Origin of the sequence: Plantactinospora siamensis, assembly GCF_042434095.1 — a bacterium.
Lineage (GTDB): Bacteria > Actinomycetota > Actinomycetes > Mycobacteriales > Micromonosporaceae > KBS50.
Map to the genome: position 1 here is coordinate 142,729 of NZ_JBHLUE010000034.1, position 25,726 is coordinate 168,454.

A 25,726-nucleotide genomic window follows, 5' to 3' on the forward strand; every position below is an offset into this window, starting at 1 on the left:
CGGCCGGGCCGGGCCGTTGGACCAGTCGGTTTCGGTGCCGAGCCCCGCCGCACCGGCGGGACCCACCGAGCCTCGCCGGCGCCGCCACCGCCGCGGCAGAGCGGGCAGGGAGGAAGAGCATGCGGATTCTTCGGGCGGGTCTCGCGCTCGTGACCGCCGGAGCGATGCTCGCGGCGTGCACCGACGACACCTCGCACAACTCCGATCAGAGGGCGACCGAGCAGGTCAGCGGCAAGATCACCATGTGGATGGCGCCGGTCGGTGGTCCGCTGGAGTCGACCTGGTGGGCCGACCGGGTCAAGCAGTTCACCGGCAGGTATCCCAACGTCACCGTCCAGGTCGAGGTGGTGCCGTGGCCGGATCGCGCCAAGCGGTTGGCCGAGGCGGTAGCCAGCCACCACACGCCGGATGTCGCGTATCTGATCCCAGACGAGGTGGCGAGCTATGCCGACCAGAAGCTGCTGGTGGACGTCTCGGACGTGATCGCCGACGACCGCGGGGACTTCCGGCCCGCCGCGCTCGACGCGGTCAGCTCCGGCGGCGCCCTGTACGGCGTACCCACCCTGATGTCACCGGCCACCACGATCTTCAACCGGAAGGTCGTCGACAAGGTTGGGCTGACCCCGCTGCCGCAGACCTGGGACGACGTCCGGAACGCAGCGCCACGGCTCAAGCGGGCCGGCTACTTCACCACCACGTACGACGCCACGCCGGCCGCCACCCTGGACGGCACCTTCTTCCCGCTGCTGTGGCAGGCCGGCGGCGAGGTCCTCAATGCCAGCCGGACGAAGGCCGCGTTCAATGGACCGGAGGGCGTGCGGGCGCTGGACTTCGCGGTGTGGCTGGCGGACAACGGTCACCTCCCGAAGGACGCCCTCGACGGGCCGGCATCGGGCGGGAAGGCACCAGCCGGGCAGGGCAAGGTGGCCATGCTCTACTCCCAGTCACTCGGTGCCGCCCGGCAGGGCGGGCTGGCCGACTCCGACATGCTGCTCGCGCCGCCGCTGCGCGACCGCAGGTCGGTCGGCTACGCCGCCGTAGGCGGGTACTCGATCTTCAAGACCTCGACCAGCCAGGCCGCCGCGAAGGCGTGGGTGGACTGGCTCACTGCTCCGGAGCAACTCCGGCAGTTCCTACCGCCACGGCGGCAGCTCTCGCCCCGCACATCGGTCACCGGCCTCTACCCGACGGGCTCGCCGGAGGCTCAGGCCGAGGCGTACCTGCCGCAGATGACCGCCGGGCTGATCCATCCCCAGGCGCGCAAGATCATGGACCTGATCCGCCCGCACCTCCGGGCGGCCCTGCTCGGCGAGGTCAGCTCGCGGGAGGCTCTCGACGCGGCGGCCCGGCAGGTTGACGAGCTGCTCGCCGGCTGACCAACGGCTCGGGCAGCACGCCGGCGCCGGCCGGCGCCGGCGTGTGCGCCGCCACCGCCCAGTCCCGGCGCGGGGCCTGCACCTGGGCCAGCGGCACGATCTCGCGCCGGAACAGCAGCGCGAGCGCCCAGTCGGCCGCCACCCGGGCCTTGCGGTTCACCGTGGGCACCATCATCAGGTGGTACGCCCGGTGCACGAGCCAGGCCACCAGCCCGCGCATCCGGATCCCGTAGATCTCCGCGGCGCCCTGGTGCAGGCCCAGGCTCGCCACCGAGCCGGCGTTGGCATGCCGGTACGGTCGCAGCGGCCGGCCGCGCAGCTCCCGGACCAGGTTGTCGGCGAGCCGCCGGGCCTGCCGCACCGCGTGCTGGGCGGTCGGGGCGCAGGTGGCGTCTCCCGGCACGCTGAGGTCCGGCACGGCCGCGCTGTCGCCGGCGCCCCAGGCCGCGGGCACGCCCCAGACCCGCAGCTCGGCGTCGCAGCGCAGCCGGCCGGTCCGGTCGACCGGCAGGCCGCTCCGGGCGGCCAGCGGGTTGGCCCGCACCCCGGCGGTCCACACCACCGTCTCGGCCGGGAACTCCTCCCCGTCGGAGAGCACCACGTGGCCGCCGACCATCGAGGTCACCCGGGTGCCGAGGCGTACCTCGATGCCGCGCCGGACCATCCGCTGGGCCACGTACGCCGACAGCCCGACGCCCACCTCGGGCATGATCCGGTTGGTGGCCTCGACCAGCAGCCAGCGCAGCTCGTCGGCGGACAGCTCGGGGTAGTACCGGAGCGCGGACCGGGTCATGTCGGCGAGCTCGGCGCAGCCCTCCACCCCGGAGTAGCCGCCACCGACGAAGACGAACGTGAGCGCGCGGCGGCGCCGGGCCGGGTCGTCGGTGGCGGCCGCGGCGTCCAACCGGGACAGCACGTGGTTGCGCAGGTAGATGGCCTCGCCGATGTTCTTGAAGCCGATGCCGTGCTCGGCCAGCCCCGGCACCGGCAGGGTCCGGGTGATCGAACCGGGCGCCAGCACCAGGATGTCGTACGGCAATTCGAAGGCCGGGCCCTGCGGCGGCGCGATCGTGGCCACCCGGCGCTGGTGGTCGGCGAACGACACCTCGCCGACGATGACCCGGCAGCCCGGCAGCATCCGGCGCAGCGGCACGACCACGTGCCGCGCCTCGATGGAGCCGGCCGCGGCCTCGGGCAGGAATGGTTGGTAGGTCATCGTGGGCTGCGGGTTGACCACTGTGATCCGCGCCGCACGGGGACTGAGCTTGCGGCTGAGGCGACGGGCGGCGAACATGCCGACGTAGCCGCCACCGACGACGAGAATGTGCGCTGGCTGGAGCATGGCGGGAAGGCCGTCCTCTCATCCGCCCGCGGCGTCCGCTCGCGGGCCTTCCTTCAGCGTGCGCAACGGCGCTGGCCGGCCGCGTCCCCCGGCGGTTGGGTCCCGATCCCCCGCCCGAGTGACGCCGTCCTCGTCACTCTGCGCAGTCGGACCATATGTACGTCGACCAATGCAAAAAGCCGCCAGAATCGGCTCCACGTTGGACGTCTACGTGACGGCTCAGCTACGGTGCGACGTTCCGGTGGATACGCGAATCACCGTGCGGTAACCTCACGCCCGGTCATCGCCTTCAGGCGCGAAAGGCGTCTGCGGTGGCACCGCCTAATCGCCCCCTCCGGGGCGAGTCGGGGAACCAGGTAACTGGGGCGAATCCGCGTCACCCGCGGTAGGGGCAGCTTCCGTCCCGAGCCCGACAGCTAACCCGGCCGGCGGTCAGGGAAGGACAGAGCGGATTGACACTCCGACCGATGTGGTTGGGCTCGCTGGTGGCTGCGGTTGCCGCGCTGGTCGTGGCGGTCGGCCCCGGTCCCGCCATGGCCGCCCCCGGCACGCCGTCGCCGTCCAGCTCGGGGCAGGGCCCCGACGAGCAGGGACCGAGCGGCAAGGACGGCGACGACAAGCTGCTCAGCGGCGCGCTGGAGACGGCCAACCGGAACTACGTGGCCGCCAAGGCCAAGCTGGACAAGACCGTCGCGCGGCAGCGGCAGCTCGCCGATGAGGCGAAGCGGGCCGACGAGGACCGGGACCGGCTGGCCCCGGACATGAGCCGGATCGCCGTCTCGTCGTACCGGGTTGGCCCGGCCGGTCGGGCGGCCATGCTGCTCGGCAGCGCCTCGCCGAGCGACTTCCTGGCCCGGGCCACCGGGTTGGACGAGATCAACGCGGTCAACGACGGCAAGATCGCCGAGCTGAACGAGGCCAGCCACCGGGCGGAGGCCGCGCGCGCGGCCCTCGACGAGCAGGTCCAGGAGCAGCAGCGGCTCACCGCCGTGATGGCCAAGCAGAAGCAGGACGTGGACAAGTCGCTCGACCTGCTGGGCGGCAACCGGCAGATCGGCAAGGGCTTCGTGTCGGCCACCTCGCCGATCGCCAAGGCCGCGCCGCGGGCCGCCGACGGCAGCTTCGCGCCGGAGTCCTGCAACCGGGACGACCCCACCACCGACGGCTGCATCACGTCGCGCACGCTCAACGCCTACAAGGAGACCCGCAAGGCGGGCTTCAACCGGTTCGCGGGCTGCCACCGCAACGGCGGCCCGTTCGAGCATCCGAAGGGCCGGGCCTGCGACTGGTCGCTGATCAACCGGGGGTTCGTGCACGCGCAGAACAGGGATCAGATCCTGTACGGCAACAACCTGGCCGCGTTCCTGATCCGCAATGCCGACCGGCTCGGGATCTACTACGTCATCTGGTACAAGCAGATCTGGTTCCCGGCCACCGGATGGCGGGCGTACCACGGCGAGTCGGACCACACCGACCACGTACACATGTCGTTGCTCTGACGCGTACCCGCCAAAGATCCGCCCGCGGGCGCCGCGCTCCACGCGCGGCGCCCGCGGCGTTTCCGGGCCGTCCGGCCGCGACGGCGCTCCCGGTGTCGCGCACATCACCCGCGGGCGGTCCACCGCTCGCGACGCCGGCAGGGATAGCGCGGTGTCACCCGGGGTAAGCAGGAGCGATGGGATCGCTGCGCACCTCACCGCCGCTGCCGGAAACCGTCGAGGTACGGCGGTGGATGCTGGCCACCCCCGCCGAACTCAGCGGGTTGCGCGCGTCGCTGCACGAGGCGTTGACCGGCAACGTGCTGGCCGATGGTGAGAGCCTCGACGACATCCCGGAGCAGGTGGTGCTGGTCGCCACCGAGCTCGCCACGAACGCGCTGCGGCACGGGATGCCGCCGACGATCATCCGGTTGCTGACCTACGACGACCACTTCGTGCTCGACGTGGCCGACCACGACCTCGCCTCCGTACCGGAGCTCGCGGACACCAGGCCGCAGGGCGCCAGCGGCCGCGGCCTCCAGCTCGCCCGCGCGCTCTCGTTGGACGTCGGCTGGTACGCCACCGACGACACGAAGCACATCTGGGCATCCTTCCCCCGCTCCTGATCCCGGAATCCTCCCCCGCCCCGCCCCGCCCGCGGCGACGGCGACGGCGACGGCGACGGCGACGGCGACGGCGACGGCGAAACTATCGGAACCGGTCCGGCGAGCGCTTTCCGGCAAGCGCAAGACATCCATGTCCTTGATGTTTCGGAAAGTTTATCGGTAACATGCATCGACATTGGTCGAGGCGTTGCGCGGCCGGGCGATTGCCCTCGCCCCCCGCGACATCCGGCGCCTCGCAGCCTCAGCCCGGAAGGCGACCCGCATGAAACCCGATCCCATCCCCGACCCGAGCCGCCCCAGCCGGGGGCGCCTGCCCCGGACGGCCGCGCTGACCGGTGCGGCCGGAACGCTCGCCGCCGGCCTGGTGCTGGTCCTGGCCGGCACGGCCAGCGCCGGCACCACGCTCGGCACCGCGGCCGCCGAGAAGGGCCGGTACTTCGGCACGGCCGTGGCCGCGTACAAGCTGTCCGACTCCACCTACTCGGGGATCCTGAACCGCGAGTTCAACATGGTGACCCCCGAGAACGAGATGAAGTGGGACGCCACCGAGCCCAACCAGAACCAGTTCAGCTACGGCAGCGCCGACCAGATCGTCAACTACGCCCAGTCGCACGGCATGCGCGTACGCGGTCACGCCCTGGCCTGGCACTCCCAGCAGCCCGGCTGGGCGCAGAACCTCTCCGGCACCGCCCTGCGCAACGCGATGATCAATCACATCACGAACGTTGCCGGCCACTACAAGGGCAAGATCTACGCCTGGGACGTGGTCAACGAGGCGTTCGCGGACGGTGGCGGCGGAGGCCGGCGCGACTCGAACCTCCAGCGCACCGGCAATGACTGGATCGAGGTGGCGTTCCGCACCGCGCGCGCCGCCGACCCCGGCGCCAAGCTCTGCTACAACGACTACAACACCGACGACTGGAACCAGGCCAAGACCCAGGGCGTCTACAACATGGTCAAGGATTTCAAGGCCCGGGGCGTGCCGATCGACTGCGTCGGCTTCCAGTCCCACCTCAACAACCAGTCGCCGTACCCGAGCAACTACCGCACCACGCTGTCCAACTTCGCGGCGCTCGGGGTGGAGGTGCAGATCACCGAGCTGGACATCGAGCAGGCCAACACGACCTGGTACCGCAACGTCACCAGCGACTGCCTGGCGGTGGCCGCCTGCGCCGGCATCACCGTGTGGGGCATCCGGGACTCGGACTCGTGGCGCTCCTCGCAGAACCCGCTGCTCTTCGACGGCAGCGGCAACAAGAAGGCGGCCTACACGGCCGTGCTGGACGCGCTGAACAGCGGCACGCCGGTCCCGACCACGGCGCCGCCGACCAGCAACCCGCCCACCTCGGCGCCGCCCACCAGCCCGCCGCCGACCTCCGCGCCGCCCACCTCGGAACCGCCGACGAGCCCGCCGCCCGGAAACGCCGGCTGCACCGCGTCGGTGACGCTCAACCAGTGGAACGGCGGCTTCGTGGCCAACGTCCGCGTCATCGCCGGCGCGGCCGCGCTGAACGGCTGGAGCGTCACCATCGCCCTGCCGTCCGGCGCCTCGGTGACCAACACCTGGAGCGCCCAGGCCAGCGGCAGCAGCGGCGCGGTCCGGTTCGCCAACGTCAACTACAACGGCACCGTGGGGGCGGGCCAGTCCACCGAGTTCGGTTTCCAGGGCACCGGGACCGGACCCGGCGCCGGTTCCGTCCAGTCCTGCACCGCCGCCTGAGTTTCCGACCGAGGTTGGTCGAGTCGACGGTTCCGACGGGCCCCGGTCGCCGCGGCGACCGGGGCCCGTCGACTGACTCTCGAAACTTTCGCAGATATGCTGCTGCCCAGGGCACGAGCGGGAGTCGAGGAGCCGGGATGCCAACTCAGCGGGCGACGCTGTCCGAGATCGCGACCGCGGCCGGGGTCTCGATCCCGACCGTCTCGAAGGTATTGAACGGCCGCCCGGACGTCGCCCCGGCGACCCGGCAGCGGGTTCAGGCGCTGCTCGATCGGCGCGGCTACACCGCCCGCCGCGCCGTCCGGCCCAGTGACGGCGCCGGCCTCATCGACCTGGTGCTGCGCGACCTGGGCAGCCCGTGGGCCATGCAGATCATCGACGGGGTGGAGGAACACGCCTTCCGGGCCGGCATGGCGGTGGTGGTCTCCGCCGTACACGGCCGGCACCGCAGCCGGCCCGACCGGCAGTGGATCGAGCAGCTCTCCGCGCGGCGCTGCGACGGCGTCCTGCTGGTGTTGTCGGACCTCTCCGACAGCCAGCAGGAGCAGCTCGACGAGCTGGGCATCCCGGTGGTGATCATCGACCCGGCCGGGCAGCCCCGTCCCGGCATCCCGTCGGTCGGGGCCACCAACTGGGCCGGCGGGGTGGCCGCCACCGAACACCTGCTGGAGCTGGGACACGAACGCATCGCGGTGATCAGCGGCCCCGGCGAGGTGCCGTGCAGCCGGGCCCGGGTGGACGGCTACCGGGCCGCCATGAACGCCGCCGGCCACAAGATCCCACCCGGGTACGTCCGCGCGGGCGACTTCACCGCGCCCGCCGGCTACCGGGAGACGAACGCGCTCATCGACCTCCCCGACCCGCCCACGGCCATCTTCGCCTGCTCGGACGAGATGGCGCTGGGCGCGTACGAGGCGCTGTACGAGCGGGGCCTGCGGGTCCCGCACGACCTCAGCATCGTGGGGTTCGACGACCTGGACGCCGCACGGTGGTCGATCCCGCCGCTCACCACGGTCCGGCAGCCGCTGACCGAGATGGCCAGCATGGCCACCCGGATGCTGCGCACCCTCATCGACGGCGAGGAGTTGGGTGGCGAGCGAATCGAGTTGGCCACCCCGCTGGTGATCCGGGACAGCACCCGGGCGATCTGAACGGGCTCACCGGTGACCGGCTCGGGCCGTTCTGGCGTCCGGGTCGTAATATGGAACACCTGTGCCCCTGGCTTACCGGTCGGGGGTAACGGGCGTCAAGCAGCGGCGCCGGTGCCGGACCTTGCGTTGATCCGGCACGACGGTCCGTGGGCGACGGCCAGCAGCACTGCCGGCGAGCACGGGCCGCAGTCATGCGCCGTCGCGGCCCTCCCGGACACCCCCGGGGTGCCGCTCGCCCATAGGACGACACACCCGATGCAGCAGGAACCCTTCGACCTCACCGAAGCCTTTCTCCAGATCGGGGCGATCAGGCACGGTGAGACCGACCTGAGCACCGTGCTCTCCCGGATAGCAGAGGTGGCCAAGCAGGCCATCCCCGGTACGGACGAGGTGTCCGTGACCCTGGTCCGGGGCGCCGAGGCGTACACGGCCGCGTACACCGGCGACCTGGCGCTCAAGCTCGACGAGTGGCAGTACGAGCAGGGTCGCGGCCCGTGCCTGGACGCGGCCACCACCGGCACCATCATGGTGGTGACGGACATGGAGATCGAGGGTCGCTGGCCGGAGTGGGCCGCCCGGGCGCACGATGCGGGCGCCGCCAGCTCGCTCTCCATCGGGCTGCCCATCCAGGAGGCGCTGGTGGGCGCGCTCAACATCTACGGCACCGCCCGCGGCGCGTTCGACGACGCCACGGCCGTCGCGCAGCAGTTCGCCGGCTACGCCGCCATCGCCCTGGCGAACGCCCACCTGTACGAGAGCACGGCCACGCTGGCCGAGCAGATGCGTGCCGCCATGGAAAGCCGGGCGGTCATCGAGCAGGCCAAGGGCATCATCATGGGCGATCGCCGGTGCAGCGCCGACGACGCGTTCGCGATCCTCGCCAAGGTGTCGCAGGACTCGAACCGGAAGCTCCGCGAGGTGGCCGAGGCGCTGGTGGACCGGGCGGTCAACGGCCCGGGCCGGTGACGGCCCGGCCGGCGTCGCCCCGGCCGGCGTCGCCCCGGCCGGCTCAGGACCGCCGTCGACCCGGTCCCGGACCGCCGCCGCCGCCGACCCGATCCCGGACCGCCGCCGGCCCGTCTCGGACCGCCGCCACCCACCGCCGGGCGGCGCAGCGCGGCCGTCAGCCCAGCGGCGGGTGGCCGGTAGCCCGTTCCACGAGCGCGGCCGCCACGTCCCGGACCCTGCGGTTGGTGTCCTGGGAGATCTTGGACAGCAGCGCGAAGGCCTCATCGGCGCCGCACCGCCGGTCGCCCATGATGATGCCCTTGGCCTGCTCGATCACGGCCCGGCCCTCCATGGCCGTCTGCATCTGCCGGGCGAGCGTGGCCGTGCTGTCGTAGAGCTGGGCGTTCGCCACAGCCACGGCCGCGTACGCCGCGAAGGTCTTGGCCAGGTCGACGGCCGCCGGGTCGTACGCCTCCCGGATGCGGCTGTAGATGTTGAGCGCCCCCGTCACCGCCTCCTGGATCGGCAGTCCCACGGAAAGTGAGCTCGAGATCCCGACGGCCTGGGCGGCCGTCGCCCACTCCGGCCAGCGTTCCTCGTCCGCCGTGTCCGGCACCGAAACCGCGTCTCCGCTGGCCGAGGCGTCCAGGCACGGGCCGTGCTCGCGGTGGTACTGCCATTCGTCCAGGTCGCGGGCGACCATGGACGTCGAGGCGGCCGTCCGGCCGGTGCCGCCCTGCACGAGGGTCACCGACACCTCGTCGGTGTTCGGGATGGCGTCCCTGGCCAGCCCGGCAACGCGCCGCAGCACGCCGTCCAGGTCGGTGGCGCCGAGCTTGATCCGCCCGATCTCGGCGAACGCCTCGGCTGGTTCCAAACGCTCTGTCACAGCTCCGCCCTTCGGCCAGTTGGGGTGGCCGGCCTGCCCCGTCACCCTACCCATCCGGCTCGATGCCGCACCCTCTCCCGCGGGATGGGCGGCAGAGCCGGGCCGCGACCCCTGCCACATCGGGTGCCGGCGGGTGTCACGGGCGGGCACTCTGGGTACCGTCTAACTCGGGTCAAGACGAGCGCCTATCCGTTACCAGGAGTTTTGTGCGGAGGCGTCCATGTCGATCCAGCGGCTTCCGGTTCGCCGTGCCCGGCCGTGCGCGCTGCCCGTGCAGTGCGCCGACCTGTACGAGTCGATCATGTCGCTGAACCTGACTGCCGCGGACTCGGAGACGGTGCTCACCGTGTCGGGCGAGGTCGACATGAGCAACGCCCATCTGATCGGCGAGCTGGCGGAGTCGGCGCTGGGCAACCGGCCGATCCGGCTGGTGCTCGACCTGTCCGGGGTGACCTTCTTCGGCGCGCACGGCATCAGCGCGCTGCTCCGGATCCACGCCGCGGTCGTGCTGGCCGGTGGCCGGTGCACGCTTCGGCAGCCCTCGACCTTCGTGCACTACCTGCTCGCGGTCACCGGCGCCGACCGGGACCTCGTGCTGGAGCCGGCGGCCCCGCCCCGGCCCGAGCCGACGTCCGGTGGTTAGGAAGGGCCCCTTCCTATACAAAAAGCGATAAGAAGGGGCCCTTCCTTACCTTAGGAAGCCAGCGCCGCGTAGCGGCCGTTGCCGTGGAGCAGGCTGCGGTGCGTGCCGGCCTCGACGATCCGGCCGTGGTCGAGCACCGCGATCTGGTCGGCGTCGCGCACCGTGGAGAGCCGGTGCGCGATGGTGATCGTGGTCCGGCCCCGCGCCAGCTCCTCGAACGCCTGCTGCACGGCCCGCTCGGTCTCGGTGTCCAGCGCGCTGGTGGCCTCGTCGAGGACCAGCACCCGCGGGTCCCGCAGCAGCGTACGGGCGATGGCGATCCGCTGCTTCTCCCCGCCGGAGAAGCGGTGGCCGCGGGAGCCGACCACCGTGTCGTACCCGTCCGGCAGGCCGGTGATGAGGTCGTGGATCTGCGCTGCGCGGGCGGCCGCCTCCAGCTCGGCGTCGGTGGCGTCCGGCTTGGCGTACCGCAGGTTCTCCCGGATGGTCGTGTGCAGCAGGTAGGTCTCCTGGCTCACCACGCCCACGACGGCGGCCAGGTCGGCCAGCCGGACGTCGCGCAGGTCGACACCGTCCAGGGTGACCCGGCCGGCGGTCGGGTCGTGCAGCCGACTGACCAGGCCGGCGATGGTGCTCTTGCCGGAGCCGGTCTCCCCCACCAGGGCCAGCGTCGAACCGGGCGGCACGTCCAGGTTGATCCCGGCCACGGCCGCGGTGTCGCTGTCCGGATAGCTGAACGTGACGTCCTCGAAGCGCAGCCGGCCGCGTACCCGGGCCGGATCCAGCGGCACCGGCCGGGCCGGGTCGGCCACCTCGACGGGCAGGTCGAGATATTCGAAGATCCGGGCGAACAGCGCCAGCGAGGCGGTCACCGAGACGCCCACGTTGAGCAGGCCCATGAGCGGGCGGAACAGCCCGGACTGAAGCGCCGTGAACGCCACCACCGTGCCGACGCTGAGCGTGCCGGCCGTGCCCGGCAGGCCGGCGCCCAGATAGATGATCGCGGGGATGGCGGCGAAGACGATGGTCATGGTGGCCATCCGCCACCGGCCGGCCAGCTCGGAGCGCAGCTCGAGGTCGACCAGCCGCGCGGAGGAGGCGGTGAAGCGGTCGGTGAGGGCGGCGCCGGTGCCCAGCGTCTTGCTGAGCTGCACGCCGCTGACCGACAGCCCCTCCTCGATGGTGACGTTCAGGTCGGCGAGCTCCCGCTGGCGCACCTCGGTGATCTTCCGGCGCAGCCGGGCCACCCGCCGGGTGAGCCAGATCGCGGGCGGCAGCACCAGCAGCGAGATCAGGGAGAGCCGCCAGGACAGCGCCACCATGGCCACCACGGTGGCCAGCACCGTGGTGAGATTGGCCGCCACGGCGGTGGCCGTGGAGGTGACCACGGCCTGCATGCCGCCGATGTCGTTGGTGATCCGCGACTGCACCTCGCCGGCGCGGGTCCGGGTGAAGAACGCCAGTGACTGCCGCTGGAGGTGCCCGAACACGTCGGTGCGGAGCCGGTGCATGACCAGCTGCCCGACCCGGGTGGAGATCCAGGTCTGCAGGACGCCGAGCACGGAGGTCACCGCGGCGACGGCCACCATGCCGGAGACCAGCCAGCCGAGCAGGCCGACGTCGCGTTCCGGCAGCGCGCGATCGAGCACCGCGCGCAGCAGGAACGGGTTGGCCATGCCGAGCACGGCCGAGCCGACGATGGCCGCGGTTACCGCGGCCAGCTGGACACGGTACGGGCGGAAGAGCGCGGCCACCCGGCGCAGCGGGACGGCGCGGGCCGCCGCCTTGTCGTCGGAACTGGCCGGGGCGGGTACGTCGAGGCCGTGGCCCCGACCGGAGGGGTGCGTCGGCATGGGGGCCGCCTTTCGTGGTCGGATGCATTGCTGAGGTTACCTCAACATGAGGGTACAACCGCATCCGCTGGTACGCTATTCCCGTGCTCGACCGGCAGCCCGACAACGACGAGGACACCCTGGCCGAGGCGTTCTGGTCGGTGGCCCGGCGACTGCGCCAGGCCAATCGGGAGGCGCTGGAGCCCTGGGAGATCGCGCCCAGCCACGCCCGGGTGCTCGCGGTGCTGGTCCGGCACGGTCCCTCCCGGCTCAGCAAGGTCGCCCAACACCTGCACATCGCCCCCCGCTCCACCACCGAGGTGATCGACGGGCTAGCCGAGCGCGGCCTGGTGGAGCGCCGGCCCGACCCGGACGATCGCCGGGCCACCCTGGTGGCGCTCACCGATCGGGGCGCCGAGGTCGCGACCGCGATCCAGACGACCCGCCGGGAGGCGGCCGACCGGTTCTTCGGCTCGCTGGGCGCCGACGACCAGGCCGAGTTGACCCGCATCCTGCGTGCCCTCCGCGACTGAGCGCCCGTCAGCCGGAGCGTTAGCAGGGGGCCCTTCCTATACAAAAAACGATAAGAAGGGGCCCTTCCTTACACCGAGCTAGAGCAGGGGGGCGAGCGACAGGCCGCGGGTGTTGTCGGCGATGGCGCGCATCCGCCAGTTGCTGGTGAACAGCGCCAGCAGGGCGCCGTCGCGGACCCGGGTGAGCACCTCGGCCCCGGCCATCGTGCGCAGCAGGTCCTCGCCTGCCGGGTCGGTGCGGCGGACCACCTCGTACGGCAGGTGTTCCAGGGTGGTGCGCACGCCGAACTCCGCCTCCAGCCGCGCCTGGGCCACCTCGAACTGCATCGGACCCACCGCGGCCAGCACCGGTGACTGCTCGCCGCGCCGGTCCGAGCGGAGCACCTGGACGACGCCCTCGGCGTCGAGCTGCTCCACGCCGCGCCGGAACCGCTTGTAGGTGGCCGTGTCCGGCGAGCGCAGCACCGCGAAGTGTTCCGGGGTGAACGACGGCAGCGCCGGGAACCGCACGGACGGGCCCTCGTGCAGGGTGTCCCCGATGCCCAGCGCGGTGGCGTTGACCAGCCCCACCACGTCCCCCGGGTACGCCTCGTCGATGGTCTCCCGGTCCGCGCCGAACAGCTGCTGCGCGTACTTGGTGGCGAACGGCCGGCCGGTGCCGCCGTGCAGCACGGTCATCCCCCGGGTGAACCGGCCCGAGCAGATCCGGACGAACGCCACCTGGTCCCGGTGCGCCTTGTTCATGTTCGCCTGGATCTTGAAGACGAAGCCGGCGAACGGCGCGGTGACCGGGCGCGGGTCGCCGTCGGTCACCGGCCGCGGGCCGGGCGGCGGCGCGTACGCGACCAGCGCGTCGAGCAGCTGCCGGACGCCGAAGTTGGCCACCGCGGCGCCGAACAGCACCGGGGTGGTCTTGGCGGCCAGGAACTCGCCCTGGTCATGGTCGGCGCCGGTCAGCTCGAGCAGCTCCAGCTCCTCCTGGGCGCGCTGCCAGTCCGGGCCGTACCGCTGCGCGGCCTCGACCGGCTCGACGCGTTCCTCGATCGCCGTGGTGGCGCCGCCCGGGGTCCGGTGGAAGGCCGTCATGACGCCGTCCCCGCGCTGGATCACGCCGTGGAACTGTCCGGCGATCCCGACCGGCCAGCTCAGCGGGGTCGGCTTCAGCGCGATCCGCTGCTCGATCTCGTCCAGCAGCGCGAGCGGGTCCTGGCCGGGCCGGTCCCACTTGTTGATGAAGGTGATCACCGGGATGCCGCGGTGCCGACACACCTCGAACAGCTTCAGGGTCTGCGGCTCCAGGCCCTTCGCCGCGTCCAGCAGCATGACCGCGCAGTCGACCGCGGTGAGCACCCGGTAGGTGTCCTCGGAGAAGTCGGCGTGGCCCGGCGTGTCCAGCAGGTTGATCACCAGGTCCCGGTACGCGAACTGGAGCACGGCCGAGGTGATCGAGATGCCCCGCTGGCGCTCCATGGCCATCCAGTCCGACACCACACCCCGCCGGCCGCCCTTGCCGTGCACCGCCCCCGCCTCGCCGATCACCCGGGCGTGCAGCGCGAGCGCCTCGGTGAGGGTGGACTTGCCCGCGTCGGGATGGGAGATGACCGCGAAGGTGCGGCGGCGGGCCGCCTCGGCGGTGATGGTTGACGCCGCGGACACGGCCCTGCCTTCTTCTCGTCGATCCGGAACGGACGCCCGTGGCCGGCCACCCGCACCCCCAACCGTATCGCGCCGCCCGCCCGGTGTCGTCCGCCGGCGCGGGCTACGGCCGTCCGCCGGGTGTCGTCCGCCGGCGCGGGGCTATGGCCGTCCGCCGGGTGTCGTCCGCCGGCGCGGGGCTATGGCCGGACCAGCCCGGTCCGGTACGCGAGGACCACGAGCTGGGCCCGGTCCCGCGCGCCCAGCTTGGTCATGGTCCGGCTGACGTGGGTACGCGCCGTGGCCGGGCTGAGCACGAGCCGGTCGGCGATCTCGTCGTTGGACAGCCCCTGGCCGACCAGCGCCAGCACCTCCCGCTCGCGCGGGGTGAGCACGGCCAGCCGCTGCTCGCCGGCCTGGTGGACGGCCCGGACCGAGGTGAACCGGGCGATCAACCGGCGGGTGATCCGCGGCGCGAGCAGGGCGTCCCCGGCGGCCACCACCCGGATGCCGTGCAGCAGCTCGGCCGGCCCGCTGTCCTTGAGCAGGAAGCCGCTGGCGCCCGCGTCGAGCGCGTCGAAGACGTACCCGTCGGTGTCGTAGGTGGTGAGGATCAGCACCCGTACCCCGGCCAGGCCGTCGGTGGCCGCGATCCGCCGGGTGGCCTGGATGCCGTCCAGGACCGGCATCCGGATGTCCATGAGCACGACGTCCGGCCGGCTGGCGCGGGCCAGCGAAACCGCCTCCGCGCCGTCCGCGGCCTCGCCGACGACCGTGAGGTCCGGCTCGACGTCGAGCAGCATCCGGAAGCCCGTCCGGACCAGCACCTGGTCGTCGGCGAGCAGCACCTTGATCACCCGGCACCACCCGGCCCGGTCCGCGGCGCCGGTACCGATCCGACCGGGAGCCAGGCCGACACCTCGAACCCGCCGCCGGCGCGCGGGCCGGCGGTCACCCGCCCGCCCAACAGCTCGCAGCGTTCGCGCATGCCGGCGATCCCCCGGCCGCCCACCCCCGCCGAGGTCGGCGCGCCCGTCGGACCCGGCAGGATTGCCCAGCCGGCCGGGGCCGGTGACCGGCCGGGAACGCCGTCGTCGACCACCCGGATCCACAGCTCGTCCGGGACGCACCGGACCGAGACGGCCACCCGGGTCGGTCCGGCGTGCCGGATGACGTTGGTGATCGACTCCTGCAGGATGCGGTAGGCGGCCGCGTCCACGGCGCTCGGCAGGTCCCCGGCCACCACCCCCGCGTCGAGTTCGACGGTGAGGCCGGCGTCACGGGCCAGTTCCACCAGCTCACCGATCCGGTCGAGCCCCGCCGCAGGCGCCCGGCGCTGCTCGTCCGGGTCGGTGAGCACGCCGAGGATGGCCCGCAGCTCACGCAGCGCCCGGGCGCTCGTCTGCTCGATCATCAGCAGCGTCTCCCTGGCCTGCTGCGGGCGCTTGTCCAGCACGTGCGCGGTGACCCCGGCATGCACGTTGACGGCGGCGATGCAGTGCGCCACGGTGTCGTGCACCTCCCGGGCGATCCGCAGCCGCTCGGCGTCCACCCGCCGGCGCGCCTCCGCCCGGCCGGCCCGCTCGGCCCGCTCGGCCCGCGCCTCCGCCTCGGCCGCCAGCGCCCGCCGGGTCCGCACCGACTCGCCGAGCGCGGCGGCCATGGCGGCCGTGCCGATCCGGAAGAAAACCCAGCCGACGTCTGCCGGCGGCCGCACGTGGGCGATCACCAGCCAGCCGACGCTCAGCGCCACCAGGCCCCCGGTGGCGATCCGGACCGACCGCCGGCCGTCACCCTCGGCGGTGACGGTGTAGAGGGCCACGAACAGGCCCACCCAGCCGGGGCCGTCCGGATAGCCGGCCGAGTAGTAGGCCAGGCTGCTGAGGCCCACGAACCCGAAGACGGCCACCGGCCACCGGCTGCGGAACACCAGGACCAGGCCGCTGAACAGCAGGATCAACGCGTGCGCCACCTGGCCGAACCGGTTGAGCGCGGCCATTTCGGTCAGCCCGGCGGCCCGGCGGGTGCCCTGGATCTGCATGAGCGCCACGAAGACCGCCAGCAGCCCGTCCCGGGCCAGCGGCGGCAGCCGTCGCCACAGGGACGGCCGCCACCAGGGAGACGGCCGCCACCAGGGTGCCCGGGCGGACCCGCCGACGGCCGGGAACGCGTCACCGGAGCCGGCTGTCATGCGCCGATCGTAGATGGCCGGGGCGTCGCGACGGATCCGTCGAGGGGCGCAGCCGGGTACGCCGTCCGACGTACCCGCCGGGTGGCGGCCGCAGCCGCGCGGCGTACCGGACTGTCGCCCGCGCGGCGACGACCCGGCGGCCCGGCCGGGCCCACCATCGTCGCATGATGCTCACCGAGCTGTTCATTCCACAGGGGACATCGCGGCCGGCGCAGGGCCGGGCCGCGGCCGACCGGTCCGTCGCCGGGGGTGCCCGATGATGCGCCGGGCCTATGTCGTGCTCAGCGTGCTGCTGCTGGCCGCCGTCGTGGTCCAGTTCTACCTGGCCGCCGTCGGCGCCTTCGACCGGCCGAACGACGACGACTCCTACACCGCGCACGGGATCGTCGGGATGGCGGTCATTCCGCTGGCGGCGATCCTGGCCACCGTGGCCGCGGCGCTGGCCCGCGCGCCGGGGCGGCTGATCGGCCTGACGATCCTGCCGCTCGGCCTGGTGGTCGTCCAGGTGCTGATCGTCGAGCTGGGCAGGGCCGTCGGCGGCGCCACCGAGGATCGGACCCCGGCCGTCTCGCTGGCCATCCTCGGGCTGCACGCGGTCAACGGGTTGCTGATCATGGGCGTCTGCGGCCGGGTGCTGGCCCGGTCCCGCGAGTTGGCCCGGTCCAGCCGGCCGGACCGGTCCGGCGAATCGGGCCGGGCGGGCGAGTCGGGCCGGGCGGGCGAGTCGGGCCGGGCGGGCGAGTCGGGCCGGGCGGGCGAGTCGGGCCGGTCCGGCGGGTTTGCCCCGGCGCCCCGACCATGACCGTGCGCCAGCTCCTCCTGGCGGATCTGGTGGCCGCCGCGCTGGCCACCGCCGGCTGGCTGGGCGCCGGCGTGGTGGCCGCGCTCGGCCGCCGGGCCCGCGCGCTCACCCCGCTGATCGCCATGGCGGCGCTGAGCACGCTGGCCCGGTTCGTGGTGGTGGCGGCGCTGGCCGCGACCGGCGGCTGGTGGTTCGTCCAGGACCGGGTGACCCTGGCGCTACCGCTGCTGGCCGCCGCGGTCGCCGCGCTGGTCGCGGTCCGCGGTCGCCGCCCGAGCGTGGAGCTGCGCCGGCGCGGCGGCGGCCGCCGGAGCGCAACGCCACCCCGGGCCGACCGGCCGAATCCGCCGGGTCCGGCCGGTCCGGCGGGGACGGCGGGTCCGGCCGGGACGGCGGGTCCGGCGGGGACGGCGGGTCCAAGGGGTGGTCCCGGCCGGCTCGCGGTCCCGCTCCTACTCACCGGGTACGCCGCCGCGGCGGGTCTGCTCTACCCGCTGCTGATCGGCTACCCGGTCCGGTGGGCGGGCGGCCTGTTCGCGGTGCTGCTGGTCGGCGTGGCCGCGCTGGTCACGGCCCGGGTGCTGGCGCCGGCCGGCACCCGGCGGTACGTCCGGGCCGGCGCCGCGGTCCTGCTCGCGCTGGCCATCACCGGTACGGCGCTCGCGCTGCTCCCCGGGCCGGGCGTGGACGCCGGCGGGGCGGCGCCGGAGGCCGGCGGCGGGCTCCCGATCCGGCCAGTCACGGGGCTGGCCGGCCCGGCGACGCCCGACCCGGGCGGCACGGTGCGCCGGTTCACCCTCACCGCCCGGCAGGCCACCGTGCGGCTCGGCTCCGGCCGGACGGCGCCGGCCTGGACCTTCGACGGCACGGTTCCGGGGCCGGCGTTGACCGCCGTGCGGGGCGACCTGATCGAGGTGACGCTGCGCAACATCGACATCTCCGGCGGGGTGACGCTGCACTGGCACGGCTACGACGTACCGAACGCCGAGGACGGCGCGGCCGGGGTCACCCAGGAGGCGGTGGCGCCGGGGGGCGAGTTCCGGTACCGCTTCCGGGCCGACCAGGTCGGGACGTACTGGTACCACACCCACCAGGTGTCCAGCCGCGGCGTCCGGATGGGTCTCTACGGCAGCCTCGTGGTCTCCCCCCGTGGCCGGCCGGCCCGAGGCCTGGACTTCACGGTTGCGGTGCACACCCTCGGTGGGACCCTGCTGCTCGGCGACCGGGACGAGGTGGACCGGCGCGAGGTGCCGCCCGGCACGCCGGTCCGGCTCCGCCTGATCAACACCGACAGCGGGCCGCACGGATTCGCGCTGGTCGGCACGGCGTACCGGCTGGTCGCGGTGGACGGCACGGACCTGCACGAGCCGGGTGAGCTGACCCGGTCGACGCTGCGGCTGCCCGCCGGCGGCCGGTACGACCTCGCCCTCGCCGCGCCGGCCGGGCCGGTGCGGCTGCTGGTGGACGGCCGGACCCGGCTGCTCCTCGCGCCACCCGGCCCGGCCGGGACGGCGGGTGGCGACCCGGCGACCGGCGCGGCGGGTGGCCGCGCCGCAGACGGCGGCCCGACCGGTGCGGGCCGGCGCCCGGCCGGTGGCGGCACGGCCGGGACCGGCCAGCCCGCGGCCGGCGGCGATGCCGGGACCGACGACGGCACCGCGGCCGGCTGGCCGGAGCTCGACCTGACCCGGTACGGGACGCCGGCGCCCGCGTCGATCTCCCCGGCCGACCGGTTCGACCGCCGCTTCACCCTGGTGCTCGACCGTGGCCTCGCGCTCGTGGACGGCGTGCCGCGGTACGCGTACACGGTCAACGGGCGCGCGCACCCGGACATCCCCCCGCTGCTGGTGCGCGACGGCGATCTGGTGCGGTTCACCGTGGTGAACCGGGGCCTGGAGACCCACCCGTGGCACCTGCACGGCCACCGGGTGCTGGTGCTCTCCCGGGACGGCCGCCCGGTCACCGGCAGCCCGCTGTGGCTGGACACCTTCGACGTCCGGCCGGGCGAGGTGTGGCAGGTGGCCTTGCGGGCGGACAATCCGGGAGTCTGGATGAACCACTGCCACAACCTCGGCCACGCCGATCAGGGCATGTCGCTGCACCTGGGCTATGTGGGGGTGGTCACGCCGTTCCACGGCGGGCACGGCTGACCGACCGGCGGGCGCCGGACGGGCGGGCCGGCCTCGATGGGCGAGCGGGCGCGCCGGCGCCGATGGGCGGGCCCGGATGGCGGGCGGCTTGCCGCGGTCGACGCCCGCGGCGGCCCAGGCGCCGACGGTGACGCACGAGATCCGGGCCGTCACCAGCGGTGATGCGACAAAAGGAACCGCCGCCGGTGTAACGCGGCCGGGAGGGCCGGCGCATATCGGGTGTGGGATCGGCAGGGGGTCGACTCCCACGCCGGGCCGCCGCTCACCCACCTGGGCGGCGGCCCCCCAACGCCAGGAGATCGGAGGTGACGGCGGTGCGCCCCGATCTCCCCGTCGTCGCCGTTGCGGCGCTCGCTCCGGCGGGCGACCGCCACGCCGCCGTACCCGGCGCGGGCGGGGGCCGGTTGATGAGCGCGCGCCGACCCCCTAGCCTCAGGCGGCTGGCGGAGGTCACGGAGAGCGGGCGGTGCGCGCGGTATGCGGCAGATGGTTCCGGATCAGGCGGTTCCCGGCGGGTGGCCCGGATCGTGCGCGGCCGGCCGGCCGGGCCGGGGGCTGACGCGCGCCGATGACGACCCTGATCGCCCCGCCGGCCGCCGATCACCGCTCCCGGCGGGCACCGGACACCGTGACCGCTGACCTGACCGCCGCCGTACGGGCCGCCCAGCGGGGCGACGAGGACGCGTTCCGGATCGTCTACCGGACCGTGCAGCCGGGCCTGCTGCGGTACCTCACCGTGCTGGTCGGGGCGGACGCCGAGGACGTGGCCTCCGAGACGTGGCTGCAGATCGCCCGCGACCTGGCCGCGTTCGACGGCGGGCCGGGCTTCCGGGCCTGGGCCGCGACGATCGCCCGGCACCGTGCGCTCGATCACCTGCGGCACCGGCGCCGCCGCCCGGTCGTCACCGTCCCGATGGAGACCCTGGCCGAGCTGCTGCCGGCGGTCGACGACACCGCCCAGCGGGCCACCGACGGCCTGGCCACCGACAACGCCCTGGCGCTGATCGCCACCCTGCCGCAACGCGAGGCCGAGGCCGTGCTGCTGCGCGCCGTCCTCGGCCTGGACGCCGAGAGCGCCGGCCAGATCGTGGGCCGCCGTCCCGGTGCGATCCGGACGGCCGCCCACCGGGGCCTGCGCCGGCTGGCCGCGATGCTGGCCGAGGACGGCGCCGGCGCCGGGCAGCGCCCGGCGGCCGGGCCCCCGGGCCCGCGCCGGGGAAGCCACACCGACCCGAGCACCGCGCCGACGGTGAGCGGGCGCCGAGAGGAACAGCCATGAGAATCCGCCGGACCGGACGCCGGGACGCGGAGGCGATGGAGCGGATGCTCGACACCCCCGGCCGGGAAGCCGGCGCCGAGCCCGTGGCGCGGTTGCTCGCGGCCGCGGCGGCCCCGCCCCGGCCCGGCGAGCTGGCCGGGGAGGAGCGCGCGCTCGCGGCCTTCCGGCAGGCGGCCCGGGCGCCCGGCCGGCCGGCGCCGGCCCGCAGCTGGCGGCGGCGGCTCACCGCGGGCGCCGCGGCCTGGGCCGCCATCGGGGCCACCACGGTGACCGCCGGGGTCGCCCTCGCGGCCGGCACCCACGTCTTCACCAAGGACGGCCCGGTCGACCGGCCGAGCACCACACCCGCTCCGGCGCCCGGGCAGGACGGCACCAGCGCCGCCACCGCGCCCGGCGGTGTCATCGGATCCCCCGGCGCGTCAATCTCCGGCCCCGCCGGGACCGTCGGGCCAGGTAGCGCCGCCCCGGAGATTGTCGGCCTGTGCAAGGCCTACCTGCACAAGGACCCGGTCCGGCGGGAAAAGGCGCTGCGCAGCCCGTCCTACCAGCGGCTGGTGACGGCGGCCGGCGGCGCCGCCGGAGTGGAGGCGTACTGCGCGGGCGTCGTGGCCAGCCCGGCGGGTGGGCCGCCGACCGTGCCGCCCGGCCAGGCCAGCACGCCCCCGGGGCAGGCCACCGTGCCGCCCGGTCAGGTCAGCACGCCGCCGGGGCAGGAGAAGACGCCGACGCCCAAGGCGAAGCAGACGCCCAAGGCGAAGCCGACTAAGCCGGAATCCGACGCGGCGCCGGTGGCCAGCCCACCGGCCAAGAAGGACTGAGAGAGGGCAGATGCGGGGAAACCCGTCGAAAGATCCCACCGACCCCCGCCGGCCGCGGCCGGTCTTCGTGGACCGCTCCGGCCGGCGTCGCCGGCGGATCGTCGTGCTGGGGCTCGGCCTCGGCGCCGCCCTGCTGGCCGGCCTCTCCCTCGCGGCGGTGGCCCTCGGCACCGGCGCCGGCGCCCCGCTGCCCGGGTGGCCGGACCGGGCCCGACCCGAGCGCGGCGGCACCGTGGTCGAGCAGGTGGGCAGCGCGGTCTCCACCGCGCCCCCGCCGGGCCGCGCGCCGGCCGCCGAAGTCCGGCCGGCGCCGTCGGCCGCGCCCGAACCGAGCCCCACCACGGCGGGCGTCCCGACCGCCAGCGTCATCCCCACCCCGAGCGCCACCGCCCGGGCGGGCCACGGGGTGGGACACAACGCCACGCCGCCCGGCCGGGTCGGCAAGTCGCCCAAGGCCCGGTAGCCGTGTCCCGGCACGTCGCGCGCCGGGACCCCCGCGCGCACTGGCTGCTGCTCGGGCTCGGCCTCGCGGTCCTGCTGGCCGCGCTGACCCTGAACGGGTACGTGACGGGCCTGGGCGGCGGCTCCGGCCGCGCCGGATCCGACGTGCCGGCGGGGCCCGCTGCGGCCGCGGTGACCGGGGGCGGTCCGGTGCTGCGCCTCGACGGCGACCGGCCGGTGGCCCGGACGATGCCGGCCCGGACGATCGCGCTCACCTTCGACGACGGCCCCGACCCGGTCTGGACGCCCCGGATCCTGGACGCGCTGCGCCGCAACCACGCGCACGCCACGTTCTTCGTGGTCGGCGCCCGGGTCAACGAGCACCCTGAGCTGGTCCGGCGGATCCTCGCCGAGGGTCACGAGCTCGGGTCGCACACCTACACCCACGCCGACCTGGCCCGGCTGCCCGGCTGGCGGCAGGATCTCGAGCTCGACCTGACCAGCAAGGCGATCAGCGCTGCCACCGGGCGTCGGGAGACGCTGCTGCGCCCGCCGTACTCCTCGGTGCCGTCGGCCCTCACCGCGGACGACGTGACGGCGCTGCGCCGCAGCGGCCGGATCGCGGTGCTTGCCGACCTGGACACCCGGGACTGGGAGCGGCCCGGGGTGCCGGCCATCGTCCGGGGGGCGACGCCGGCCGGCGCCCGCGGCGCCGTGGTGCTCATGCACGACGGCGGTGGGAACCGGGCCGAGACGGTGGCCGCGCTCGACCGGCTGCTGCCCGCGCTGCGCGACCGGGGCTACCGGTTCAGCACGGTGAGCGAGGGGCTCGGCACGGCGCCGGCCACCGTGCCGGCCCCGGCAGGCGCGCGCCTCGGCGGCCTGGCGCTGCGATCGGTGCAGCTCGGCGCCGCGGCCATCGCCCGGGTGATGACCGTGCTGCTCACCATCGCCCTGGTGCTGGGCCTGGCGCGGCTGGCCGTACAGCTGGTGTGCGCCCGGGTCCACCTGCGGCAGGTGCGCCGGCGGCGCGCCCTGGACGCCCGGGTGGGGCTGCCGGTTTCGGTGATCGTGCCGGCGTACAACGAGGCCGCCAACATCGCGGCCACCGTCCGTTCCCTGGTCACCAGCGCGTACCCGCGGCTTGAGGTGATCGTGGTGGACGACGGCTCCACGGACGGGACGGCGGACCTCGTCGAGCGGCTGCGGCTGCCCGGCGTACGGGTGATCCGGCAGGCCAATGCGGGCAAGCCGGCGGCGCTCAACACCGGCGCCCGGTACGCCCGCGGCCGGCTGCTGATCCTGGTGGACGGCGACACGGTGTTCCAGCCGGACACCATCCACCACCTCGTGCAGGGCTTCGCCGACCCGGCCGTGGGGGCGATCTCGGGGAACACCAAGGTCGCCAACCGGCGCCGGCTGCTGGGCCGGTGGCAGCACCTGGAGTACGTCATCGGGTTCAACCTGGACCGCCGGATGTACGACGTGCTGGGCTGCATGCCCACCATCCCCGGCGCGATCGGCGCCTTCCGCCGGGAGGTCTTCCACGGGGTGGGCGGGGTGCCCACGGACACCCTGGCGGAGGACACCGACCTCACCATGGCCGTGCTCCGGGCCGGCTCGCGGGTGGTGTACGAGGAACGGGCCATCGCCTGGACCGAGGCGCCCGGGTCGCTGCGCCAGCTGTGGCGGCAGCGGTACCGCTGGTGCTACGGCACCATGCAGGCCATGTGGAAGCACCGCCGGACGGTGCGGTCCGGCGGACCGGCCGGCAAGCTGGGCCGCCGGGCGCTGCCGTACCTGGCCGTCTTCCAGGTCGGCCTGCCGCTGGTGGCGCCGGCCGTCGACGTGTACGCGGTGTACGGGCTCGTGTTCCTGCCCGGATCCCAGCTCGCCGCGGCCTGGTTCGGGCTGCTCGCGCTCCAGGCGCTGACCGCCGGGTACGCGCTGCACCTGGACCGCGAGCGGTACGGTCCGCTGTGGAGTCTGCCGTTCCAGCAGGTGGTCTACCGGCAGCTGATGTACCTGGTGGTCGTGCAGTCGGTGGTCACCGCCCTGCTGGGCAACCGGCTCCGGTGGCACCGGATGGTGCGTACCGGCGAGGCGGCCGCGCTGATCGCACCCGGTCCGGCGCCGCGGCCCTGACCGGGTCGACCCCGCCGTCCTAGGGCGCGGGTCAAAGTCCTCGGTCGAGCCGAGGCGGAGTCCAGCCGGCGTCCAGGCGGCGCCCGGCGGGTCGGCGGGTCGGCGGGTCGGCGGGTCGGCGGGTCGGCGGGTCGGCGGGTCGGCGGGTCGGCGGGTCGGCGGGATCATCCCGCCACGAGGGTCCGGCCGCGGGCGCCGAGGGCCGCGGCGAGGTCGGCCAGGGCGTCCCGGGCGGGCCCGGCCGGCAGCGCGACCAGCTCGGCCCGGGCCCGGTCGACGTACCGGTCCACCTCGACGCCGGTCTCGGCCAGCGCGGGCGAGCGCCGGATGAGCCGCGCGGCGGCCCGCCGGCCCGGGGCGCCGAGCGGACCGGCCGAGAGCAGCCGGCGCAGTCGTACCGCCGACCGGCCGGGACCGCGCGCGGCCCGCAGCATCGGCAGGGTGGCCACCCCGCCGCGCAGGTCGGCGCCGGCCGGCTTGCCGGAGACCTGGACCGGCACGGTGAGGTCGAGCAGGTCGTCAGTGAGCTGGAACGCCAGCCCGAGCGCCTCGCCGTACCGGCCGAGCGCCTCGACCGCGCCGGCCGGCGCGCCCGCGGCCCGCGCGCCGAGCCGCAGGGCCAGCGCGAACAGCGCGGCCGTCTTGTCGGCGATCACCCCGAGGTAGTACCGCTCGGCGTCGCTGCCGGCGCGCGCGCCGACCGTCTCCCGGAGCTGACCGCGGACCAGCCGGGTCAGCAGCCGCGCCTGCTCGCGCAGCGCCTCAGACCCCAGCGGCACGCAGAGTTCGGCGCCGCGGGCCAGCAGGTAATCGCCGGCCAGGACGGCCATCCGGTTGCCCCAACGGGCGTTCACGCTGGGCACCCCGCGCCGCACGTCGGCCGAGTCCATCACGTCGTCGTGGTAGAGCGACGCCACGTGAATCAGCTCGACGGCGGCCGCCGCCGCGACGACGTTCCCGGCGTCCCGGTCGCCGAACTGCGCCGCCAGCAGGGCCAGCGCCGGCCGCAACCGCTTGCCACCGGCCGCCGTGAGGTGCGTGGCCACCTCGGTGAGGAACGGATCGTCCGGCGCCAACAGGGAGCCCCGGATGGTCCCGTCGACCCGGGTCAACGCCCCGGACAACCAGTCTCGCAGCGCCTCATCGGCGATGGGCAGCATGGTCCCGCTCCTCCCCCGTGACGCCGTCCCGGCGCCGCCGGCCCGGCCGCGACGCCCGACCGGCGCCGTGAGGTTCACGGTGCGCCACCGGCGCCGGTCCGGGCCTCCCCAGCGGGCGGGAGGAGCATCCCCGCCGGGTGGGAGCGTCCCGGTCGTACCTCGGATCCGGGGTTCCGGTGGCTCAGGCTCCCGGGTTCGCGGCCGGGGCCGGACCCGGGATTGCGGGCCGGGTCGGAGCCGGGGTTACGCGCCCGGTCGGCCACGGGGTTTGCGGGCCGGGCTGGAGCCGGGAGGTCGGTGGCGTCGCAGCCCTCCCCCGACGTGCCGCCGGTTGCGCGCCAGGTCAGCCACGGGGTCTGCGGCCGGGCCGGAGCCGGGGTTACGCGCCAGGTCGGCCACGGGGTCTGCGGGCCGGGCCGGAGCCGGGTTGCGGCCGGGTCGGTCCCCCGGGGTTGCGGCCGGAGCCGGGTTGCGGCCGGGTCAGTCCCCCGGGGTTGCGGCCGGAGCCGGGTTGCGGCCGGGTCAGTCCCCCGGGGTTGCGGCCGGAGCCGGGTTGCGGCCGGGTCA

General features: G+C 74.7%; 21 protein-coding genes and 1 riboswitch. Of the genes, 14 read left to right on the top strand and 7 right to left on the bottom strand.

The features are described from left to right. The first annotated feature begins 119 nt into the window (after positions 1-119). Complete coding sequence (locus tag ACFFHU_RS29780; protein ID WP_377343797.1) at positions 120-1,376, top strand: ABC transporter substrate-binding protein; 1,257 nt, start codon at positions 120-122, stop codon at positions 1,374-1,376. On the opposite strand, the gene ACFFHU_RS29785 is transcribed toward ACFFHU_RS29780, so the two are convergent. After that, positions 1,315-2,718, bottom strand: coding sequence for an NAD(P)/FAD-dependent oxidoreductase (locus tag ACFFHU_RS29785; protein WP_377343798.1), 1,404 nt, complete (start codon positions 2,716-2,718; stop codon positions 1,315-1,317). The two genes, ACFFHU_RS29780 and ACFFHU_RS29785, sit on opposite strands and share 62 nt — an antisense overlap. A gap of 308 nt (positions 2,719-3,026) precedes the next feature. Beyond that, a riboswitch (cyclic di-AMP (ydaO/yuaA leader) is annotated at positions 3,027-3,164 on the top strand. 21 nt (positions 3,165-3,185) lie between these two features. On the opposite strand from ACFFHU_RS29785, the gene ACFFHU_RS29790 reads away from it, so the two are divergent. From ACFFHU_RS29790 to ACFFHU_RS29810, 5 genes are all read left to right on the top strand, one after another. Further along, complete coding sequence (locus ACFFHU_RS29790; protein WP_377343799.1) at positions 3,186-4,217, top strand: coiled-coil domain-containing protein; 1,032 nt, start codon at positions 3,186-3,188, stop codon at positions 4,215-4,217. Positions 4,218-4,393: 176 nt separating this feature from the next. Further along, positions 4,394-4,822: an ATP-binding protein gene (locus ACFFHU_RS29795; protein ID WP_377343800.1), complete on the top strand. Its 429-nt coding sequence runs from the start codon at positions 4,394-4,396 to the stop codon at positions 4,820-4,822. A 262-nt stretch (positions 4,823-5,084) separates the two neighbouring features. Then, positions 5,085-6,542: a glycoside hydrolase family 10 protein gene (locus tag ACFFHU_RS29800; RefSeq protein ID WP_377343801.1), complete on the top strand. Its 1,458-nt coding sequence runs from the start codon at positions 5,085-5,087 to the stop codon at positions 6,540-6,542. 137 nt (positions 6,543-6,679) lie between these two features. After that, positions 6,680-7,693, top strand: a complete 1,014-nt coding sequence (locus ACFFHU_RS29805; RefSeq protein ID WP_377343802.1) for a LacI family DNA-binding transcriptional regulator — start codon at positions 6,680-6,682, stop codon at positions 7,691-7,693. A 255-nt stretch (positions 7,694-7,948) separates the two neighbouring features. Beyond that, on the top strand, positions 7,949-8,659 hold the full coding sequence (locus tag ACFFHU_RS29810) for an ANTAR domain-containing protein (RefSeq protein ID WP_377343804.1): 711 nt from the start codon (positions 7,949-7,951) through the stop codon (positions 8,657-8,659). Positions 8,660-8,816: 157 nt separating this feature from the next. Here the strand turns inward: ACFFHU_RS29810 and ACFFHU_RS29815 are convergent, their stop codons facing one another. After that, the gene (locus tag ACFFHU_RS29815; protein WP_377343806.1) at positions 8,817-9,530 is read right to left on the bottom strand and encodes a GAF and ANTAR domain-containing protein; all 714 of its coding nucleotides are present in this window, start codon (positions 9,528-9,530) and stop codon (positions 8,817-8,819) included. 220 nt (positions 9,531-9,750) lie between these two features. Here ACFFHU_RS29815 and ACFFHU_RS29820 point away from each other — a divergent pair, with 220 nt between their 5' ends. Then, the gene (locus tag ACFFHU_RS29820; protein ID WP_377343808.1) at positions 9,751-10,173 is read left to right on the top strand and encodes an STAS domain-containing protein; all 423 of its coding nucleotides are present in this window, start codon (positions 9,751-9,753) and stop codon (positions 10,171-10,173) included. Positions 10,174-10,223: 50 nt separating this feature from the next. On the opposite strand, the gene ACFFHU_RS29825 is transcribed toward ACFFHU_RS29820, so the two are convergent. Beyond that, a complete protein-coding gene (locus ACFFHU_RS29825) occupies positions 10,224-12,026 on the bottom strand; it encodes an ABC transporter ATP-binding protein (RefSeq protein ID WP_377343810.1) in 1,803 nt (600 codons plus the stop codon). 83 nt (positions 12,027-12,109) lie between these two features. Here ACFFHU_RS29825 and ACFFHU_RS29830 point away from each other — a divergent pair, with 83 nt between their 5' ends. Further along, positions 12,110-12,538: a MarR family winged helix-turn-helix transcriptional regulator gene (locus tag ACFFHU_RS29830; protein ID WP_377343812.1), complete on the top strand. Its 429-nt coding sequence runs from the start codon at positions 12,110-12,112 to the stop codon at positions 12,536-12,538. A gap of 78 nt (positions 12,539-12,616) precedes the next feature. Here the strand turns inward: ACFFHU_RS29830 and ACFFHU_RS29835 are convergent, their stop codons facing one another. The 3 genes from ACFFHU_RS29835 to ACFFHU_RS29845 form a co-directional block, all read right to left on the bottom strand. Then, complete coding sequence (locus ACFFHU_RS29835; RefSeq protein WP_377343814.1) at positions 12,617-14,194, bottom strand: peptide chain release factor 3; 1,578 nt, start codon at positions 14,192-14,194, stop codon at positions 12,617-12,619. A 179-nt stretch (positions 14,195-14,373) separates the two neighbouring features. After that, positions 14,374-15,030: a response regulator gene (locus tag ACFFHU_RS29840; RefSeq protein ID WP_377343816.1), complete on the bottom strand. Its 657-nt coding sequence runs from the start codon at positions 15,028-15,030 to the stop codon at positions 14,374-14,376. Beyond that, the gene (locus tag ACFFHU_RS29845) at positions 15,027-16,364 is read right to left on the bottom strand and encodes a sensor histidine kinase (protein WP_377343818.1); all 1,338 of its coding nucleotides are present in this window, start codon (positions 16,362-16,364) and stop codon (positions 15,027-15,029) included. Before ACFFHU_RS29845 ends, ACFFHU_RS29840 begins: the two co-directional genes overlap by 4 nt. 256 nt (positions 16,365-16,620) lie before the next feature. Between ACFFHU_RS29845 and ACFFHU_RS29850 the strand changes: the two genes are divergently transcribed. From ACFFHU_RS29850 to ACFFHU_RS29875, 6 genes are all read left to right on the top strand, one after another. Beyond that, positions 16,621-17,166: a DUF6220 domain-containing protein gene (locus ACFFHU_RS29850; RefSeq protein ID WP_377343820.1), complete on the top strand. Its 546-nt coding sequence runs from the start codon at positions 16,621-16,623 to the stop codon at positions 17,164-17,166. Positions 17,167-17,168: 2 nt separating this feature from the next. Next, positions 17,169-19,316 (top strand): multicopper oxidase family protein, encoded by a 2,148-nt coding sequence (locus tag ACFFHU_RS29855; RefSeq protein WP_377343821.1) that lies wholly within the window; start codon positions 17,169-17,171, stop codon positions 19,314-19,316. A 568-nt stretch (positions 19,317-19,884) separates the two neighbouring features. After that, positions 19,885-20,595 (top strand): RNA polymerase sigma factor, encoded by a 711-nt coding sequence (locus tag ACFFHU_RS29860; RefSeq protein ID WP_377343822.1) that lies wholly within the window; start codon positions 19,885-19,887, stop codon positions 20,593-20,595. Then, positions 20,592-21,413, top strand: a complete 822-nt coding sequence (locus ACFFHU_RS29865) for a hypothetical protein (protein ID WP_377343825.1) — start codon at positions 20,592-20,594, stop codon at positions 21,411-21,413. Before ACFFHU_RS29860 ends, ACFFHU_RS29865 begins: the two co-directional genes overlap by 4 nt. Before the next feature lie 10 nt (positions 21,414-21,423). Next, positions 21,424-21,876, top strand: coding sequence for a hypothetical protein (locus tag ACFFHU_RS29870; protein WP_377343826.1), 453 nt, complete (start codon positions 21,424-21,426; stop codon positions 21,874-21,876). A 2-nt stretch (positions 21,877-21,878) separates the two neighbouring features. Next, positions 21,879-23,999 carry a bifunctional polysaccharide deacetylase/glycosyltransferase family 2 protein gene (locus ACFFHU_RS29875; RefSeq protein WP_377343827.1) on the top strand — a complete coding sequence of 707 codons (2,121 nt, stop codon included), beginning with the start codon at positions 21,879-21,881 and terminating at the stop codon, positions 23,997-23,999. A gap of 164 nt (positions 24,000-24,163) precedes the next feature. On the opposite strand, the gene ACFFHU_RS29880 is transcribed toward ACFFHU_RS29875, so the two are convergent. Then, the gene (locus tag ACFFHU_RS29880) at positions 24,164-25,159 is read right to left on the bottom strand and encodes a polyprenyl synthetase family protein (protein WP_377343828.1); all 996 of its coding nucleotides are present in this window, start codon (positions 25,157-25,159) and stop codon (positions 24,164-24,166) included. Positions 25,160-25,726 lie beyond the last annotated feature (567 nt).

Coding starts and splice junctions, on each gene's coding strand:
- ACFFHU_RS29780 (WP_377343797.1), top strand. CDS start 120: ATGCGGATTCTTCGGGCGGGTCTCGCGCTCGTGACCGCCGGAGCGATG.
- ACFFHU_RS29785 (WP_377343798.1), bottom strand. CDS start 2,718: ATGCTCCAGCCAGCGCACATTCTCGTCGTCGGTGGCGGCTACGTCGGC.
- ACFFHU_RS29790 (WP_377343799.1), top strand. CDS start 3,186: ATGTGGTTGGGCTCGCTGGTGGCTGCGGTTGCCGCGCTGGTCGTGGCG.
- ACFFHU_RS29795 (WP_377343800.1), top strand. CDS start 4,394: ATGGGATCGCTGCGCACCTCACCGCCGCTGCCGGAAACCGTCGAGGTA.
- ACFFHU_RS29800 (WP_377343801.1), top strand. CDS start 5,085: ATGAAACCCGATCCCATCCCCGACCCGAGCCGCCCCAGCCGGGGGCGC.
- ACFFHU_RS29805 (WP_377343802.1), top strand. CDS start 6,680: ATGCCAACTCAGCGGGCGACGCTGTCCGAGATCGCGACCGCGGCCGGG.
- ACFFHU_RS29810 (WP_377343804.1), top strand. CDS start 7,949: ATGCAGCAGGAACCCTTCGACCTCACCGAAGCCTTTCTCCAGATCGGG.
- ACFFHU_RS29820 (WP_377343808.1), top strand. CDS start 9,751: ATGTCGATCCAGCGGCTTCCGGTTCGCCGTGCCCGGCCGTGCGCGCTG.
- ACFFHU_RS29825 (WP_377343810.1), bottom strand. CDS start 12,026: ATGCCGACGCACCCCTCCGGTCGGGGCCACGGCCTCGACGTACCCGCC.
- ACFFHU_RS29845 (WP_377343818.1), bottom strand. CDS start 16,364: ATGACAGCCGGCTCCGGTGACGCGTTCCCGGCCGTCGGCGGGTCCGCC.
- ACFFHU_RS29850 (WP_377343820.1), top strand. CDS start 16,621: ATGATGCGCCGGGCCTATGTCGTGCTCAGCGTGCTGCTGCTGGCCGCC.
- ACFFHU_RS29860 (WP_377343822.1), top strand. CDS start 19,885: ATGACGACCCTGATCGCCCCGCCGGCCGCCGATCACCGCTCCCGGCGG.
- ACFFHU_RS29865 (WP_377343825.1), top strand. CDS start 20,592: ATGAGAATCCGCCGGACCGGACGCCGGGACGCGGAGGCGATGGAGCGG.
- ACFFHU_RS29870 (WP_377343826.1), top strand. CDS start 21,424: ATGCGGGGAAACCCGTCGAAAGATCCCACCGACCCCCGCCGGCCGCGG.
- ACFFHU_RS29880 (WP_377343828.1), bottom strand. CDS start 25,159: ATGCTGCCCATCGCCGATGAGGCGCTGCGAGACTGGTTGTCCGGGGCG.